This is a genomic window from Salinigranum halophilum (assembly GCF_007004735.1).
GTDB classification, from domain to species: Archaea; Halobacteriota; Halobacteria; order Halobacteriales; family Haloferacaceae; genus Salinigranum; species Salinigranum halophilum.
In genome coordinates this window covers 220,533-237,597 of record NZ_SSNL01000004.1, presented here as the reverse complement: position 1 = coordinate 237,597, position 17,065 = coordinate 220,533, and the positions used below count along the sequence as shown (strand labels likewise).

Here is a 17,065-nt window from a genome sequence, read left to right as displayed (position 1 = left end):
CGATGGAGGTCGACCCCACCGAGTACGACATCGCCGAACTCGGCCCGAAGATCAAGGACGTCGACGACCGCGACGAACTGGCGGAGATGCTCGCCGCCGAGGAGGCCGGCGAGGACCGCGCCCCGGTGAAGACGCTCATCCAGTCGCGCATCGACAAACTCTCCGAGGACGACGGCGGCGACGGCGACATCGACCTCGCGGAGATGGGGCTGGCGGACCTCGCGAACGCCATCAAGTCGATGGACGACGTCGACCGCCTCCGCACGCTCCTGGAGGAAGAACAGGCGGGACAGAACCGCGACACCATCGTCCGCCAGTTCGAGAACCGCCTCGAATCGCTGGAGGGCGGCGACGGCGACGACGAGGTCGAAGCCCGAGAGAGCCCCGAGGAGCGGCACCCGGACCTCGACCACCCGACCGAGGACAAACAGTACGTCCACGCGCTGGACGAGGGGGAGTACCGCGACATGTGGGTGTATTGTGAGACGCAGGCGGGCGGACTCATCGACGTCTCGAAGGAGATGCTCGGGAAGGCCCGCGAGCTGATGGACACCTACAACGGCGACTACGGCGAAACCGAACGGGTCGTCGCGGTACTCATCGGCGACGACGTCGAGAGGCACACCGAGGAGTGCATCGCCCTCGGCGCGGACGTGGTCGTCGTCCGCGAGGACGAGCGCCTCTCGCGTTTCCAGCACAAGCCCTACACCGAGATATTCTGCGACATGGCCCGCGCCGCCGACCACCCGTTCGGTCGGGAGAAGGAACCAGCGGAGTGGCGCGACTACGACGAGCCGCGGTACGTGCTGTTCCCGGCGACGAACAACGGCCGCGACCTCTCCGCGCAGGTCCAGGCCGAACTCGACTCGGGGCTGGCGTCGGACTGTTCGGGGCTGTACATCGAGGACACGGTCATCTCCAACCCGGTGAAGACCGGCGAACCCGGGACGAAGAAGACGTTCGAGCGCGTCCTCCACATGAAGCGGCCGGACTTCTCTGGCTTCGAGTACTCGACCATCCTCTGTCTGGACAACCCCCACCGCGAGTTCCACCCACAGGGCGGGTCGGTCATCCCGGGGAGCTTCGAAGTCCCCGACCCCGACCCCGACAGGGAGGGTGAGGTCGTCCGTAACGACCTCCCGCTCGACGACGACTGGTTCCGCGTCTCGGTGACCGAGTTCGACCAGCTCGACTCGGGCGTCGACCTCACGGGGCACGACGTGGTCGTCTGCGTCGGCCGGGGAATCAGCGCCGACCCGACGAAGGGGGTAGAGCTCGCACTCGAACTCGCAGACGCGTTCGAGAACAGCGACGTCGGCGTCACCCGCGGCATCGTCACGGGCTCGTTCCAGTTCGACGGCCACGTGGAGCAGTACACCCACGAGGAACGCCAGATCGGCGAGACCGGCCAGGTCATCCAGCCGCAGCTGTACATCGCCGCCGGCGTCTCCGGGGCGGTCCAGCACAAGGTCGGCTGTGACGAGTCGGAGACCATCGTCGCCATCAACACCGACACGGACGCTCGCATCAAGGACTGGTCGGACTACTTCATCGAGGGCGACCTCTTCGAGGTCCTCCCGCGGCTCACGGAGGCGGTGAAGACCGGCACGCTGGACGTCGAAGCGGTCGCCGACGGCGGCGAACCGGTACCAACGGACACCACGGCAGCCCAGGAGGGACACGATGAGTAGCGCAGCGGAGACGACGACGGTCGACCCGGGTGCGGAGTACGAACACTACGAGGCGGTCGTCGTCGGGGCGGGTCCCGGCGGGGCGGCCGCGGCGGCCACGCTCGCCTCGTACGGGGTCGAGACGCTCGTGCTCGAACGCGGTGTCGACGCCGGCTCGAAGAACGTCTCGGGCGGGCTCATCTACGCCGAAGAGAGCGCGCCGTACACCATCGACCGCATCTTCGACGACTTCCGCGCGGAGGCGGCCGAGCGACCCATCACGAAGTACTACATCCACAACGTCGCCGGGACGAAGGTCGAGTCGTTCGACCTCACCGACCTCCACGAGTCGGATACGGAGTGGTCCGACTCGGTGCTCAGACGGAAGATGGACTCGTGGCTCGCCGAGCGGGTCCACGAGCGCACCAGCGAGACCGGCGGTGGCCTCCTGACCGAGGTCCACGTGAACGGTCTCCTCGAGGAGGACGGCGACATCGTCGGGGTGACCTGCGACGAACTCGACCCGATCAGGGCGGACCTGATCGTCGCCGCCGACGGCGTCAACTCCGAACTCGCCCGGCAGGCAGGGCTGATGGACTGGGAGCGTCCAGACGAGTGGTTCCAGGGCGTCAAGGCCGTCGTCGACATGGAGAGAGAAGAGGTGAACGAGCGGTTCAACATCACCGACGAGGAGGGCGTCGCCCACCTCTTCTCGGGCGACCTCTTCGACGAGGCTCGTGGCGGCGGCTTCCTCTACACCAACGAGGAGTCGCTCTCGCTCGGGACCGTGTTCCACCTCGACAGCATCGTCGACGGGGAGCTCGAGTCACACCAACTCCTCGATGCGCTGCTCACCCATCCGCTCCTCGCGCAGTGGCTCGGCGACGAGTACCGTGAGCGCGAGTACTCGGCGAAGCTGGTGCCGGACTCGAAGAAGGTCGCGCTCCGCGAGCCGTACCGTGACAACCTCGTTCTCGTCGGGGACGCCGCTGGGCAGATGCAGGCGCAAGGACCCATCATCAAGGGGATGAACCACGCCGTCACCGCGGGCGCGCTCGCCGCGGAGGCGTTCGCGGAGTCGCGAGCCAGAGGCTCCCCCGAGAAGACAGGACGGCTCTACGCGAAGAAGCTCCGCGACGAGGGCGTAATGAAGAAGCTCCGGCCGAAGCAGTACGAACTGCTGGGGTCGCTGGGTGAGCGCGAACCGATGGCCGGACTCGTCGACGACGTGGTCGACTCGCCGCTGGGACGGTTCGGTGTCCGCCTCCTCGGCTCTCGCATCGAGACGCTGTACAACTCGCCGTTCCTGACGTCGATGATTCCGGACACACGGACGCCGTACGTCACCCTCCCCACCGTCATCGCCGAGGAACTGGGAACGCCCGTGCGGGACGAGAGCTACGTCGAGCCACCGTCGCTGGAAGAGCGCATCGGCGACCTCTCGTACAACACCGACATCGGCAATCCACACATCGTCGTCCAGGACAACTCCATGGAGGCGTCGGGGGCAGCCGTCTACGCGTGCCCGGTCTCCGCGCGTGACTTCGGCGGCGGCTGTTACCGCGAGGAGACCATCCAGAAGAACGGCCACGAGGAGCAGGTGGTGTCGCTCGACACCCAGCCCTGCGTCGAGTGTGGGACCTGCGCCGTGGTCGCCGACACGACGTGGGTCCACCCGCGCGGCGGAAAGGGTGTCGAGTTCAAGCAAGGGTGAGTATGGACGCGACGGACGAACGCGAGCGTCACTCGGGCTACTACGCCCGTATCGCCGACCTCGCCGAGACGGCCCGTCACGAACGCGAGACGTTCGAGCCGCCCGAGGCGGTCGACGAGGAGCGGGCGCTGCGGTACGCCCGCGACGGGTTCGGCGACGTGGTCGCGCTGTACATCGAAGCGCGGACCGCGGCGTGGGACGTCGAGTTCTCGGCGCGCGAACTCAGCCTGCTCCACCGGGCGACGAACGACTACCTCTCGTTGTACACGAGGTGTCACGGAGTGGCGTTCGACACCGACGTGACGGTACGGGAGGCCGCCGAGGTGCTGTTGAAGACGCACAACATCGTCGACACCGCACAGTTGGTGACGAAGGTACCCGGGCGAGACTGAGACGCACCGGTGTCGCGAGTTCCGACGCCCCCGCACAGAACCTCACGAACAACTATTAAGTATCGAGGTGTGGTACTGGCCCTCATGGACATCACCGACAAGCTCAGTTTCTCGCACAAGGACCGCAAGGACCTGTACGACTACGTCGAGAGCCACGGCACGGTCCGGAAGGACGAGGCCCGGCGGTCGCTGAACATGGAGCCCGGTGCGTTCGGCGTCCACACGACCATCCTTCGTCAAGAGGGGTACATCCGTGAAGTCGGTGACAGACTCCAGATCGCCTACCAGGAAGACGCGCCACGGGAGTACGAGTCCGACGGCGTCGAGTTCGTCATCCGCACCGCCCACGAGGACGACCAGGAACGGCTCACCGAGACCATCCGCGAGGTCGCGAAAGAGGGCGACTACTTCGAGGCGGAGACGGTCGCGGAGGTGCTCGACCACGAGGAGGTACTCATCCGTCACAACGAGGTCCACTCGCGGCTGTTCTTCGTCGCCTGCGTCGGCGACGACGACGAGGTCGCCGGCTGGGTCCACCTCGACCTCCCCGAGACGGAGTTCCTCTCACACACGGCGGTCCTCACCGTCGGCCTCAGAGACGAGTTCCGCGGCCACGGTATCGGCTCGGCACTCCTCGAACGTGGTGTCGAGTGGGCGCGCGAACACGGCTTCGAGAAGCTGTACAACTCCGTCCCGGCGACGAACCAGCGGGCCATCGACTTCCTCGCGGGCCACGGCTGGGAGACCGAGGCCGTCCGGAGCGACCACTACAAGATCGACGGCGACTACGTCGACGAGGTGATGATGGCGGTCGACCTCCTCGACTAGCGCCAGTTCTCCTCGGACCCCTCGAGGGGTTCGGCGACGACCCCGTCCTGCTGGACGATGGCTCGCGCGTGAGCCGTACAGACGTCTCGGTCCGCTTCCCAGGGGACGTACACCCGAACCGCCGCCTCGTTCTCACACCCCGCCTCGCTACAGGTCGCCATACGAGGAGAGAGACACCCGACGGACAAGAGTGTGCGTCCCTCGGAGGGGAAGCCGCGCGGGAGGGAGTCGCGTCGGACGAGCGCCGGAGGACTCACCGGTCACGGTCGACGTCGCGGTCGAGGGCGACGTCGACACCGACGAGGACGACCGCGAGGGGCGAGGGTCGGCTACTCGTATCGCCGTCGGTGCGCCGCCGCCGCGTCCGTCCCGTCCCACTCGACGAGCGACTGGTACGCGCGGCCGAGCGTCTTCATACACTGCCCCGTCGAGACGAAGCCGAGTCCGTCGGCGACGGTGTCCCACGGTTGAGCCTGCAGCACCTTCCGGACGAGCAGACGTTCGTCGTCGGGGGTGAGCGGTCCGTCCGCCGTCGTGAGCGCACGGAGCGCCAGCAGTCGGAACGGCCGAGGGTTCGCGCTGTAGAGGCCGGGCCCGAAGGAGGCGTCGACGACGACCCGCCACTCACGGTCGGTGAGCGAACACGAGAACGCGCGCCCGGCGGCCCGAAGCGACGCGCGGACGACGTCGGCGTCAACCTCCCGCAGGGGGTCAGAGAGGACACCCTCGGCGCGGGCGAGGAACCACTCAGTGTGGCGGTCCCACAGCGCCCGTCCCCGCGACGAGAGCGGGTCGAGCATCACGACGGAGTGTTCCCCGCTCGTCTCGTTCCGCGAGGTCGAGAGGTACAGCGAGGAGAAGCCGTTCGCGCGCCAGAACTCGACCAGCGAGGGGGTCGCGCCGTAGCCGACGCCGAGCCAGTCGACGGGCGGGTCGTTCCGTCCGCCTCCCACGGCGTCGCCGTGCGAATCGAGACGCGCGGCGAGGGGGTCCGTCGTCGAGAGTTCGCGCCGGACCTCGTCGAGCAGCCGCGAGCCGAGCCCGCGTGACCGGACGGCGTGGTGCGTGGCGATACGCATCACGCGATACCCGACGGGGATGGCGGCGTCCTCGTCGCGGACCTGCGAGGTGAGCACGTCCGGGAGCATGTTCCCGCGGACGCGCGCCCCCTCGTACATCCGCCGTCGCCGGTCGGCGTCGAGACCGCCCTCGCGCGCGAGAAGCGCGACGGAGACGACGTGGCCGCCGTGGGTGAGCGCCCGCACGGTGAGGTTCGGCGCGTCGAGGAGCCGAGCGAGGTCGTTCGGTTCGGTCCGGTAGTGTGCGAGGACGAGCAGTCCGAACACCTCTCGCAGCCGGTGTTCGGCGGCGAGCAGGTCCTCGGGCGTGTACGTCTCGTACGCGACCGTCTCGGGAGTCGCGTCGGCGACCACCTGGTCCACCGGGGGCCGCGCGTCGAGGAGGAGCGCGCGGAACGTGAATGACTCGACGGGGTCGCCGCGGGCGTATCGGATTGGGTCGTCGAGGCGGACGTCGGTCACGGTGTGTCCGTGCTCGTCGAGTCTGTCGCGGAAGCGGACGGTGAAGCCCCGACCCGCCCCTTCGTAGCCGTGGACCGTCGTGAAGAACGCGACACGGTCGGCGTCGAGGAACGTGGTCAGCAGGTGGACGGGGAGCGCCGCGGCCTCGTCGACGAGGAGGACGTCGGGCGGTCCGGCCTCGGCGACGGCGGTCGGTCGGCAAAAGCGGATCCGACCCCCCTCGCCGACGCTGACGACGTGTGCCTCCTCGTCGTGACTCACCTCTGCACCGAACCCTTCGAGGAGTTCGAGCGCGCGCACGAACCCCTCGCGGGCGTTGCGGTAGCGCGGGGCCGTCACGAGGACGTCACTCCCCTCACGTGCGAGACACGCCGCCGCGAGGCCGGCCGCGCTCGACTTCCCCCGTCCCCTGTCGGCCTCGACGACGACCGCTTCGCGCCGTTCGCGCTCCCCCTCCCGGAGTCGCTCGAGCGCGGCGAGCGCCCGCGACTGGTCGCGAGTTCGACACGCTTCGTACGCCGCACGGGGGAAGGCGGCGTCGTCGGGTGTCGAGGGTGCGGTGCGCCCGCCCGCGAACGGGCTGTCGTCCGTCGCGCCGTCGCGCCAAACGACGCCCCCGTCGACGTCGACGGTGGCCACCCCCGGATGGGTGCGGATGAGTGAGACGAGTCGGCGGCGGAAGCGACCGGTCACCGCCTCGACGGGGAACGGTGGGACAGCGAGGCTCTCGTCGAACCCCGTCCGCACTGTGGGCCACGCGTCCAGCGGCGGGGTCAACAACACGAGGAGGCCGCCGCCGTCGACGACCCCGGAGAGCCGCCCGAGGAGGTTCGGTGAGAACCCCTCGTGGGCGTCGCAGACGACGACCGATCGAGTGGTCCCGAGGAGCGAGTCCGCGCGGGCGGGCGAGACGCGGTCGAATCGGACCCCCTCCCGTGTGGAGACGAACGTGACGGCGTCGTCGTCGGCATCCACTCCCTCGACCGCCGAGAACGCGGCGTCCCACCCGGCGTCGCGGTCACCGCTCAGCACGAGGAGACGACGCTGGTCGGTCTCTCTCGCCCGCGCGGCGAGGTCGACAGCCAGCGCTCGAACAGCGGGTCGCGAGGGGGACGGGTCCGACATCGGCGGTGGTTGGTCAAGCGTGCGTAAGGCGGTTCGGGTTCAGTCGGGGCGCGCCGGGTGAGCGGTGCGGAACTCGAATCGGGCCCCACCCGTGCTCGCGGTCGTCGCGTCAACCTGCCAGTCGTGCGCCACCGCGATGTCGTGGACGATGGCGAGCCCGTAGCCTGTCCCGTCGGGCGCGGTCGAGACGCCCGGGTCGAACAGTGATTGTGGGTCGATATCGGCGTCGAAGCCCGGGCCGTCGTCCTCGACGAAGAAGCCGGGCGTGCCGTCGTCGGTCGGCAGCGCGCCGACGCGGACCTCGAAGTCGGTCCGGTTCGACAGGTCGTCGTCGGCCAGTTCGGTCGAGTGGTGTTCGGCAGTCCGGTCGACCGACGCGCCCGCGCGGCCGTTCGGCGGCCGCGACTCCCGCCCGGTCGACTCGCGCGTCGCGGTGAGTCCGTGTTCGACCGCGTTGCGGAACAGGTTCTCGAACAGTCCGCCGAGGCGCGAGGGGTCGGCCGAGACCCGCGGGAGGTCGCCGTCGAGAGTGAGCGTCGCGTCGGCGGTGTCCGTCACGGCCCAGGCGTCGACGACGACGTCGGCGAGCGACACCGGCTGTGGGTCGTCGACGACGGCTCCGGTCCGAGCGAGTTCGAGCAGGTCGTCGACGAGACGGTCCATCCGCTCGAGTGCGTCCTCGGCGGCGTCGAGGCGGTCCGTCGAGGCCGTCTCCCTCGCGAGTTGCACGTGGCCGAGCGCAACCGAGAGCGGGTTCTGCAGGTCGTGAGAGACCACGGCGGCGAACTCGTCGAGCTGGTCGCGCTGTCGGCGGAGCGTCGCCTCCCGCTCGTGGCGACGGCTCACGTCTCGAATGACGCCGGCGGTTCCCCGGAAGGGACCGTCCGTCGGTAACAGCGAGAGGTTGTCCTCACAGGGGACCGCCTCCCCGTCGGCAGTGTAGAGGTCGAACTCGAGCCGTGCGGGTGCGTCCTCCCGGTAGGCCCGGCGAATCGCATCGCGCACCGCCTCGTGTCCCGCCTCGTCTTTCAACAGCTCCGCGGCGTGACTGCCGAGCGCCGTGTCGGCGTCGTACCCCGTGAGGTCGACGAACGCGTCGTTGACGTACGTGAGTTCGCCCCCGTTGCCGGTCGTGTACACCGGGTCGCCGAGCGCCTCGATGATCGTCTCGACCCGTTCGAGGTGTGCGGCGCGGCTCCGCTGAACCGTGACGTCGCGACCGATGCCGCAGGCACCGACGAGGACGTCGTTCTCGTCGTACAGTGGGACGGTGCGGAACTCGTAGACCGGCGGTTCGTCTCCCGTATCGAACCGGGCCGCCCCCGTGGTCTCCGTCCCGCCGAGGACGCGCTCGATGGTCTGTGCCACGGCCTCCCGGTCGGCGGGGACGAACAGTTCCGTGACCGCGACCGTCGAGAGTTCGGCGTCGGAGCGTCCCGTCACCTCGTTGAGGCCGTCGTTCCACCGGACGAGCCGCTCACCGGAGTCGTCGAGGACGTAGAAGACGTCGTCGAGCGCGTCGAGCGCGGCGTCGAGCAGTCGGCGCTCGGACGCGAGCTGTCTGCGCGCGTACTGCTCGTCGGTGACGTCGGAGAGGTAGATAGAGAGCCCGTCCTCGCCGGGGAACGCCCGGACGTCGAAGTGTGTCTCGAGCGGCTCGAAGTACGCGTCGAAGGAGACGGACTCACCCGTCTCCATCGCCCGCCGGAGCTCCGTCTCGAACACCGAGCCGACGAGCGCGGGGAACGCCGTCCACACGTCGGTTCCGCGCGCCGTCGTCGGGTCGAGGTCGAGAACCTCTGCCGCCCGCGCGTTCACGTACGTGTAGCGCCAGTCACGGTCGAGGGCGACGACGCCGTCCGTCGTCCGTTCGTACACGTTCTGGAGCTGGTCCGTCACCCGCTGTGCCCGGCGTGTCGCGCGCGCCTCGGAGACGACGGTGCGAATCCGGTTCGCCAGGAGTTCGTAGCGCTCGGAGCCACCGCCCTTCTGGACGTAGCCGCTGACCCCGGCGGCGATGGCCTCGCTCGCGATCTCCTCGTTTCCCTTCCCGGTGAAGAGCACGAACGGGAGGTCTGACCGCCGCGCGCGGACCCGCTGGAGGAGTTCGAGGCCGTCGAGGTCGGGCATGTCGTAGTCGGAGACGACGCAGTCGACGGCGTCGAGGCGGTCCAAGGCGGCGGTCGGGTCGGTCTCCCGGTGGACGACGACGCCGTCGTGGCGACCGAGGAAGGTCGCGACTAGGTCGCCGAACGCGGGGTCGTCGTCGACGTGGAGGACGTGAATGTCGTCGTCCTCGGTGATGGGATTCACGGGCGGTGACTCGTCTGTCGGGAGTTCTGCAGTCGAGGATATATGCGCATCGGCAGTGTTCTCACGTCTGATACCACGCACCGCGTGCGTGCCGCCCGAAGTGGCCGTGTGTGCGTATCGCACGGCGTGGCGGGTTTGAAAGCGCTTTTATGGAGTGATGCTCTACGACTGGTTACACCCCTGCCCGTGGGTCGATGACTACTCCTCGCCGTCAGGGATTTCCGTCGAGAGGCGGACGCCGGAAGACCGGTTTGGCGAGGCAGTCGAGCCCCGGGAGGGAGGAGGATACAATGCCAGTTTACGTCGATTACGATGTACCCGCAGACCTCGCCGAAGACGCCATCGAGGCGCTCGAGGTCGCACGAGACACAGGAACGGTAAAGAAAGGAACGAACGAGACCACGAAGGCGGTCGAGCGCGGCAACGCCGCACTCGTTCTCGTCGCCGAAGACGTCTCCCCCGAGGAAATCGTGATGCATCTCCCCGAGCTCGCCGAGGAGAAGGGCATCCCGGTCATCTTCGTCGAGACGCAAGACGACATCGGTCACGCCGCCGGCTTAGAGGTCGGCAGCGCTGCCGCGACCATCGTCGACGCCGGCGAGGCCGAGGAGAGCGTCGAGGACATCGCCTCGAAGGTCGAGGAACTCCGATAACCCAACAATGAGCGCAGAAGAGAGCGCCAGCGACTCCACCTCCGCGGAGGTCATCGAGATCGTCGGCAAGACCGGCATGCACGGCGAAGCAATGCAGGTCAAGTGCCGCATCCGTGAGGGCTCGAACCAGGGTCGCATCATCACGCGGAACGTGCTGGGTCCCGTCCGTGAGGGCGACATTCTCCAACTCAGAGAGACCCAGCGCGACGCCGACTCCATCGGAGGACAGTAATGGTCGAGAAACGAACCTGCGACTACACGGGCGACGACATCGAACCCGGAACGGGGACGATGTTCGTCAAGACGGACGGGACCGTGCTCCACTTCAAGGACTCGAAGGCGGAGAAGAACTACCTGCTGGGTCGTGAGGCCCGTGACCTCGAGTGGACGACCACCGGTCGCCGCCAGGCAGAGCGCGCGCAGGCGTCTCGCGACGCCGGTGCGACGCAGGAAGCCGAAGCCGAAGACGACGCTGCCGAGGCCGACGAAGACGACGAGGCCGAAGTGAAAGGGGCGGACGAGGACGTCGAAGCCGACGCCACCGAGGCCGACGAAGACGACGAGGAGGACGACGAAGAATGAGCCACCACGACGAGCGCACGTTCGTGATGGTCAAGCCCGACGGGGTCCAGCGGGGCCTCATCGGAGACATCGTCTCGCGCTTCGAGGCGCGCGGTCTGAAACTCGTCGGCGCGAAGTTCATGCAGATCGACGAGGAACTCGCGCACGAACACTACGGTGAACACGAGGGCAAGCCCTTCTTCGAGGGGCTCGTCGAGTTCATCACCTCTGGGCCCGTCTTCGCGATGGTCTGGGAGGGCGCGGACGCCACCCGGCAGGTGCGAAAGATGATGGGCGAGACCGACCCCGCCGACTCGCCGCCGGGCACCATCCGCGGCGACTACGGGCTGGACCTCGGTCACAACGTCATCCACGGCTCCGACCACGAGGACGAGGGCGCGAACGAGCGCGAAATCGACCTCTTCTTCGACGACGAGGAACTCGTCGACTGGGACCTCGACGCGGCGACGTGGGTCTACGAAGACGAAGCGCACTGACGGCGACTAGCGGTCTCGACGCATTTTTCACGCCGGGTACCCCCCGCGAGAGTCGTCGATGCCGACCCTCACGGCCACCGACTCGACGGCGATGACGGCGACGGCGGGGACGACCGTTCTGTCGACTGCGCGTCTCGGTGGTTCCGTTCACCGGAAACGTGGTGTCACTCGACAGGTACTTGATAATCACTGTCTGTCGTACAGTGGGCGTGAGTGACGCAGACACACCCGGCGAGCCCACACACAATCACGACCACGAACAGGGAGTTTTGGGTCCCGGAGACACCACGCCGGCGGCGATGCGTGACCGTTCCGAGCCGTACGGAACGCAGTTCACCACCGAGGGGGACAGTCCCGTCGTCCGGGTCGACCGAACGGCCCGCCGTCAGTCGAGCGGACAGAGCGTCGACACGCGGGCGTTCTCCTTCACGTGGATACCCGCGGGCGGGACGGAGACGGGCACCCGCGGCAGGTCGGTGACGCGGAGCGTCGGATGGGTCGCCCCGCGTTCGACGAGTGCGCGACGCGGCTGGAGGAGCACCTCGTCCGACCCCGTGAGCGACTCGTTGTACTCGAGGAGGTAGGTTCCACCACCGAGGTGCCACCAGCCGTAGTCGTCGTTCTGCTCGCGCGTCTCCGGTTCGACGGTCGACGTCCGAGCGTCGGTGAGTTCGCCGCCGCCGAAGTCGACCTGTGCCGGTCCCGAGAGCGCGTGGACGCCGGAGACGGTGAGGTCGACGCCGGCGTCGTGGACCTGAGTCTCGCGGTGGACGAGGTCGGAGAGGCGGTCGGCGAGGGATTCGGCTGCCATATCGGGTCGTGGGTCGTCGTCGAGAAAAGTGTGGGGCCCCAGGAGACGTCTCGGTGACTGCGCGACGGTCGGTGTGGCGCGTCAGGTGGGACCGCAAAAGAACCCGCCACTGCCGCAGGTTCGTCCGTCTTACGCCGTCGGGAGCGGGTCGGCGAGGTCGATTTCGCCCGCGTCGAGTTCGGCTTCGACCTCGCGGGTGGCTTTCACCATGTTCTCCATCTTGCCGAAGGCGATGTCGCGCGGGAGGAGCTTCAGGCCGCAGTCGGGCGAGATGGTCAGCTTCTCCGGCGGGACGACCTTCAGGCCCTGCAGGATGTTCTGTTTGATTTCCTCGACGGACTCGACTTCGGCGGTGTGGGCGTCGACGACACCGAGGGCGAGGTCGGGCTCGAACTCGGGGTCGGTGAAGACGTCAATCTGCTCGAAGCCGCCGTTGCAGAGTTCGACGTCGAACTCGTCGATGGGGAAGTCGTTGACCTCGGGGTAGATGCGCGAGTAGTCGCCGTAGCAGACGTGGAGGCCGATTCTCACGTCAGGGTCGATGTCGGCGACAATGCGCTCTAAGCACTCGCCGACGATGGCGTGGTCGTCCGGCGTCGTCGCCAGTGCGGGCTCGTCGATCTGGATGTAGCGCGCGCCGGCCTCGACGAGCTTTTCGACCTCCGTGTTGACCAGGTCGGCGAGTTCGTACGCGAGGTCGGCCTCGGTGTCGTAGGCCTCGTTGAACGACCAGCTCGCGAGCGTGTACGGCCCCGTGATGGGGACCTTGACCGGCTTCGACGCCGCATCCCTCGTGAACTCGAACTCGTCGACCAGCCACGGCTCGTCGTACTCGACCTCCTCGACGACGCTCGGCTTGTCGAAGTAGTTGTGGCCCCACACCTTCACGGGCCCGTGGAACTCGTAGCCGTCGATGCGGTGGGCGAAGAACTCGACCATCTCGTTGCGGCGCATCTCGCCGTCGACGACGGTGTCGAGCCCGGCACGCTCGTGCTCGTCGACGATGACGCGACAGGCGTCGTCGTGTGCCTCGTGGAGGTGTTCCTCGGTGAACTTCGAGTCCTCGTCGTGGACGAGGTCGTCGGCGCGGTTGAGCCACTTGGGCTTTGGGTACGAGCCGACGACCGACGTCAGGATGAAGTGGTCGGTCTCGTGCCCCTCGGGGCGGAACTGCTCGCGGGTGTCGACGCCTGCGGTTCGGTGTCCCGTCATGCTTCCACCTCCTCCTCCGCGGCGGCCCCCTCGGCGAGCGCGACCAGTTTCTCCTGGGCCTTCGAGACGGGCAGGTAGAACAGTTCGGTGTTCGAGGTGAGGTAGACAGTGTCGAACGTCTGGGAGGGGACCTGGTCGGCGAACCAGTCGACGCGCTCGCGGATGGTCTCGGACGACTCGACGCGGGTGTTCTGCCCGTCGACGAGACCGAGCGCCACGTCCGATTTCGTCCCGTACTCGGTGACGTTGTACATCGTCTGCTCGCGGTCGCCGGCGATGAGGTCGAAGCCGAGCGCCTCGACGTCGGCGTCCATCAGGTGCGCGTACGTCTTCTCGTCGTGGGCACCCCAGTACGAGTGAACGACGACGTCGGCGTCGGTCTCGCTCGCGACGGCCGAGATGGCGTCGGGCACCTGTGCTGCGAGGTCGTCCGCGGGCGGTGCCGTCACCAGCGAGGGCTCGAGGAGGAACAGCGTCTCGTGTGCGGGGAACGCCTCGACCTCACCGGCGAGAAAGTCGGAGACCGCAGCGAGGAAGTCGGCGTCGTCGTTGTAGTACTCGTCGCTCGCGAGTTCCGCGAGCGAGTACGGGCCGGGCAGGACGGCCTGCAGCGGGCCGTCGGTCAGTTCGGCGGCCGCCTCGAGTTCGGCAGCGACGTCGCCCGAGAAGTCGAGTTCGCCCGTTACCTGCGGGTCGCGGTAGAAGTTGTTGTTGTCGTAGTACCGGACGATGCCGCCGGTCTCGACGTTGTCGTGGACCGTGAGCGGGTGCGCGAGGTTGTCGTCCCAGCGGAGTTGCCCTTCGCCGATGCGGTCGAGGCCCGCGTCCTCCTGCTGGTCGATGACCTCGCCGCGGGCGCGGTCGTACGCCGCCACGATGTCACCGCTCTCGTCACCGCTGATGAGGTCACCCTTCTGGTGCCCCTTCAGGTCCGAGAGTTCCTCCTTCGCCCAGTCGGGCAGTGGGAACAGCCCGGGTGTCGTCGCTACGAGTTCAGTCATCACCGGGGCTTTGAAATGCCGACGCTTAATATTTGCTAAACCATTCTATTACTGTTGCGCATCAGAGGGTCAGCCGAACGACCGTCAGCGCCTCGAAGGGGTACGACTCCTCGACGGCCTTCTCGGCTGCGAAGCCCCTGTCGCGGGCGTAGTCGATGACTGTCTCGTAGCCGGTGAGGCTACTGACGAGCAACAGCACGCGCCCCCCCGACGCGAGCACGCGGCCGACGTCGTCGAGGAACGGTTCGATGACCGCGCGGCCGGATTCGCCCCCCGACAACGCGCGCTCCATCCAGTCGCCCCACTCGTTGTCGGGGTCCGTCGGGAGGTACGGCGGGTTGAACAGGACGACGTCGAACGCCTCGTCGCGGAACGCGGAGACGAGGTCGGCGGTCACCACCTCGAACCCGCTCCCCTCGTCGGCAGCGAGGCCACGGGCACGCTCGCGCGCCGCGCGGCAGGCGTGGGGGTTGAGGTCCGAGGCGACGACCCGCGCGTCCGTCTCCGCCGCGACCCGTTCTGCGACCCACCCCGAACCGGTGCCGACCTCGAGGACGCGGTCCGCGCCGGAGACGTCGTCGACGGCCGCCCGGGCGAGCAGCGCCGAGTCCTCCGCGGGCTGGTACACAGCCGTCTCGACGCCGCGACGGGCCGCCAACTCGTCGCGGGTCACGACCCCTCACCCCCCTTCGATTCGGGCTGGCCGCCGTCCGCCTCGGCGGCGACCTCCTCGCCCCCAGCGAGGACCGACCCGTCGGCGAGGTGGAACCCGCCGGACTCCTCGCGACCCATGAGTTCGCGCTGCGGGAAGGGGATCTTGATTCCTTCCTCGTCGAACGCGCGCTTCACCGCGCTCACGACGGCGGTCCGCGTGCGCCACATCCGCCGCGCGCTCGGGTTGTCGATCCACACCCGGACGCCGAGGAGCACGGCCGAATCGGCGAACTCCTTGACGACGACCTGTGGCGTCGGGACCCGGAGGACGTTGTCCAGTCCGCCCACCGCGTCGCGGGCGACCTCCGCGGCCGCCCGCGGGTCGGCGTCGTAGTCGATGCCGACGTCGACCTCGATTCGCAGTCGCCCTTTGCGTGAGCGGTTGACGACGCTCTCGGAGGAGACGACGTCGTTGGGCACCATCACGTACTCGCCGTCGAACGTCTGCATCCGAGTGGTGACGATGGTGATGTCGGTGACGATGCCCTCGTGCTCGCCGATCTCGACCCAGTCACCGATCTCGAACGGGCGGGAGAACATGAGGACGAACCCTGCCAAGAGCGCGCCGAGGGTCTGTCTCGCCGCGAGACCGACGACGATGCCGAGGAAGCCGGCCCCGACGAGGACGCCGCCGAGGTCGACGCCCCAGATACCGAGGATGAGCGACCCGGCGACGGTGTAGAGGCTGACCTGTGAGAGCCGGTAGACGATCTCCCGCTGGTGTTCGGTGATGGCTCGCCGGCTGTCGGAGAGTTCGCGGGTGATCCGTCCGACGAGGTCCGTCATCCCGTAGGCGGTCACGATGATGACGAGCGCGAGGACGACGTTCACGACGCTCTGTGGCCCGAGGCCGTACGACTGGACCTCCTCGACCAGCGGACCGGTGAGCCCCCACACCGCGACGACGAACAGCCCGCCGCCGACCGTCACGAGGACGCCCATCCCCGAGACGAGGAGGTGTCGCCACGTGCTCGGTACGAGCGTGCTCTCGTCGCTGCGGTCGTGGAGGTAGTCGGTCACTCGCCACACCCCCGAGACGACCAGCACGGCCACGACGGTGACGACGACCTTCTCGGGGATGCCGGGGACGAGCGCGTCGAGACCGGTCGGCTGGGTCTGAAGCATCACCGGTAGTCGGCGGCGAGTGCGGTCAGGGCGGCGAACTCGCTCGGCGAGAGCGAGCCGGGGCGTTTCGCGAGCAGTTCCTCCGGAGCCGCGTCGACGACGGCGGAGCCGTCGGCGATACCCGAGATGTGCGTCGTGTTCCGGATGGCGTTCCGGACGGTCTTCCGTCGCTGGGTGAACAGCGCCTTGACGAAGTCGAAGAAGAACGCTTCGTCCGCAACGGTGTAGTCGGGGTCGCGTGGCGTCGTCCGAACGATTGCGCTCTGGACCGCCGGCGCGGGGTCGAACGCCTCGCGGGGGACTCGCTCGACGACGTCGACGTCCGCGTAGTGTTGCGCGCCGACGGAGAGGCGGCCGTACTCACTCGTTCCCGACTCGGCGGCCATCCGCTCGGCGAACTCCAGCTGGAACATCAACACGAGCGGTTTCCCGCCCGGCAGGAGTCGGAAGGCGATCTCCGAGGAGATCCCGTACGGGAGGTTCGAGACGCACGCGGAGAAGTCGGGGAGGTCGACGGCGAGGGCGTCACCCTCGACGACGGTCAGTCGGCCCGACTCGACCGCCTCGGCGAACTCCTCGCGGAGGAACGCCGCCAGGTCGGCGTCGCGTTCGACGACCGTCACGCGGTCGCCGACGGCGAGCAGGCGGTCGGTGAGCGCGCCGGTCCCGCCGCCGATCTCGAGGAGGTGGCTCGTGTCAGCCCCGTCGGGGAGGTGGCTCGGAATCCGGTCGAGGACACGGTCGTCGACGAGGAAGTGCTGGTCGCGGTCCGGGTCGCCGCGGACGCCCGCCCGGCGGATGAGACGGTCGGGGTCGCGGCGGCCGGTGCCGTCCACGTTCATTACCGCTACATTCGACTCGGCGGGCCTAAAGTCTGTTATTCGCTCGTCGCGCCGGTCGCGGCCGGT

The 17,065-nt window shown here is 68.3% G+C and carries 17 protein-coding genes; 8 read left to right on the top strand and 9 right to left on the bottom strand.

Annotated features, from left to right (window positions below):
- Window positions 1–2 precede the first annotated feature (2 nt).
- The 4 genes from E6N53_RS09850 (at window position 3) to E6N53_RS09835 (ending at window position 4,604) form a co-directional block, all read left to right on the top strand.
- The gene (locus E6N53_RS09850; protein WP_142858887.1) at window positions 3–1,691 is read left to right on the top strand and encodes an electron transfer flavoprotein subunit alpha/FixB family protein; all 1,689 of its coding nucleotides are present in this window, start codon (window positions 3–5) and stop codon (window positions 1,689–1,691) included.
- Window positions 1,684–3,384 carry an FAD-dependent monooxygenase gene (locus tag E6N53_RS09845; RefSeq protein ID WP_142858884.1) on the top strand — a complete coding sequence of 567 codons (1,701 nt, stop codon included), beginning with the start codon at window positions 1,684–1,686 and terminating at the stop codon, window positions 3,382–3,384. The genes E6N53_RS09850 and E6N53_RS09845 overlap by 8 nt, the downstream gene beginning before the upstream one ends.
- Before the next feature lie 2 nt (window positions 3,385–3,386).
- Window positions 3,387–3,776: a DUF8055 family protein gene (locus E6N53_RS09840; RefSeq protein WP_142859634.1), complete on the top strand. Its 390-nt coding sequence runs from the start codon at window positions 3,387–3,389 to the stop codon at window positions 3,774–3,776.
- Between the two features lie 84 nt (window positions 3,777–3,860).
- A complete protein-coding gene (locus E6N53_RS09835; RefSeq protein ID WP_136590173.1) occupies window positions 3,861–4,604 on the top strand; it encodes a GNAT family N-acetyltransferase in 744 nt (247 codons plus the stop codon).
- On the opposite strand, the gene E6N53_RS21020 is transcribed toward E6N53_RS09835, so the two are convergent.
- From E6N53_RS21020 to E6N53_RS09825, 3 genes are all read right to left on the bottom strand, one after another.
- Complete coding sequence (locus E6N53_RS21020; protein ID WP_201740170.1) at window positions 4,601–4,765, bottom strand: DUF8014 family protein; 165 nt, start codon at window positions 4,763–4,765, stop codon at window positions 4,601–4,603. The two genes, E6N53_RS09835 and E6N53_RS21020, sit on opposite strands and share 4 nt — an antisense overlap.
- Before the next feature lie 168 nt (window positions 4,766–4,933).
- Window positions 4,934–7,270, bottom strand: a complete 2,337-nt coding sequence (tmcA, locus tag E6N53_RS09830) for a tRNA(Met) cytidine acetyltransferase TmcA (protein ID WP_142858881.1) — start codon at window positions 7,268–7,270, stop codon at window positions 4,934–4,936.
- A 39-nt stretch (window positions 7,271–7,309) separates the two neighbouring features.
- Complete coding sequence (locus E6N53_RS09825; protein WP_161596540.1) at window positions 7,310–9,583, bottom strand: PAS domain-containing protein; 2,274 nt, start codon at window positions 9,581–9,583, stop codon at window positions 7,310–7,312.
- Window positions 9,584–9,873: 290 nt separating this feature from the next.
- On the opposite strand from E6N53_RS09825, the gene rpl7ae reads away from it, so the two are divergent.
- Genes rpl7ae through ndk form a run of 4 tightly spaced genes read left to right on the top strand, consistent with a single transcriptional unit; the run spans window position 9,874 to window position 11,294 of the window.
- Window positions 9,874–10,236 (top strand): 50S ribosomal protein L7Ae, encoded by a 363-nt coding sequence (gene rpl7ae / locus E6N53_RS09820; protein ID WP_142858877.1) that lies wholly within the window; start codon window positions 9,874–9,876, stop codon window positions 10,234–10,236.
- 7 nt (window positions 10,237–10,243) lie between these two features.
- Entirely contained in the window at window positions 10,244–10,468 is a 225-nt protein-coding gene (locus E6N53_RS09815; RefSeq protein ID WP_103426021.1) for a 30S ribosomal protein S28e, read from the top strand.
- Window positions 10,468–10,818 carry a 50S ribosomal protein L24e gene (locus tag E6N53_RS21620; RefSeq protein WP_142858875.1) on the top strand — a complete coding sequence of 117 codons (351 nt, stop codon included), beginning with the start codon at window positions 10,468–10,470 and terminating at the stop codon, window positions 10,816–10,818. The genes E6N53_RS09815 and E6N53_RS21620 overlap by 1 nt, the downstream gene beginning before the upstream one ends.
- A complete protein-coding gene (gene ndk, locus E6N53_RS09805) occupies window positions 10,815–11,294 on the top strand; it encodes a nucleoside-diphosphate kinase (RefSeq protein WP_142858873.1) in 480 nt (159 codons plus the stop codon). The genes E6N53_RS21620 and ndk overlap by 4 nt, the downstream gene beginning before the upstream one ends.
- A 385-nt stretch (window positions 11,295–11,679) precedes the next feature.
- On the opposite strand, the gene E6N53_RS09800 is transcribed toward ndk, so the two are convergent.
- The 6 genes from E6N53_RS09800 to E6N53_RS09775 all read right to left on the bottom strand — a co-directional run bounded on the left by E6N53_RS09800 (window position 11,680) and on the right by E6N53_RS09775 (window position 16,999).
- Window positions 11,680–12,105 carry a dCTP deaminase/dUTPase family protein gene (locus E6N53_RS09800; protein ID WP_142858871.1) on the bottom strand — a complete coding sequence of 142 codons (426 nt, stop codon included), beginning with the start codon at window positions 12,103–12,105 and terminating at the stop codon, window positions 11,680–11,682.
- A gap of 129 nt (window positions 12,106–12,234) precedes the next feature.
- Window positions 12,235–13,317, bottom strand: coding sequence for a methionine synthase (locus tag E6N53_RS09795; protein ID WP_142858868.1), 1,083 nt, complete (start codon window positions 13,315–13,317; stop codon window positions 12,235–12,237).
- Window positions 13,314–14,318, bottom strand: coding sequence for a 5-methyltetrahydropteroyltriglutamate--homocysteine methyltransferase (locus tag E6N53_RS09790; protein WP_136590165.1), 1,005 nt, complete (start codon window positions 14,316–14,318; stop codon window positions 13,314–13,316). Before E6N53_RS09790 ends, E6N53_RS09795 begins: the two co-directional genes overlap by 4 nt.
- A 61-nt stretch (window positions 14,319–14,379) precedes the next feature.
- Window positions 14,380–14,991: a HemK2/MTQ2 family protein methyltransferase gene (locus tag E6N53_RS09785; protein ID WP_142858866.1), complete on the bottom strand. Its 612-nt coding sequence runs from the start codon at window positions 14,989–14,991 to the stop codon at window positions 14,380–14,382.
- Complete coding sequence (locus E6N53_RS09780; RefSeq protein ID WP_142858864.1) at window positions 14,988–16,157, bottom strand: mechanosensitive ion channel family protein; 1,170 nt, start codon at window positions 16,155–16,157, stop codon at window positions 14,988–14,990. Before E6N53_RS09780 ends, E6N53_RS09785 begins: the two co-directional genes overlap by 4 nt.
- The gene (locus tag E6N53_RS09775; protein WP_142858862.1) at window positions 16,157–16,999 is read right to left on the bottom strand and encodes a 16S ribosomal RNA methyltransferase A; all 843 of its coding nucleotides are present in this window, start codon (window positions 16,997–16,999) and stop codon (window positions 16,157–16,159) included. Before E6N53_RS09775 ends, E6N53_RS09780 begins: the two co-directional genes overlap by 1 nt.
- Window positions 17,000–17,065 lie beyond the last annotated feature (66 nt).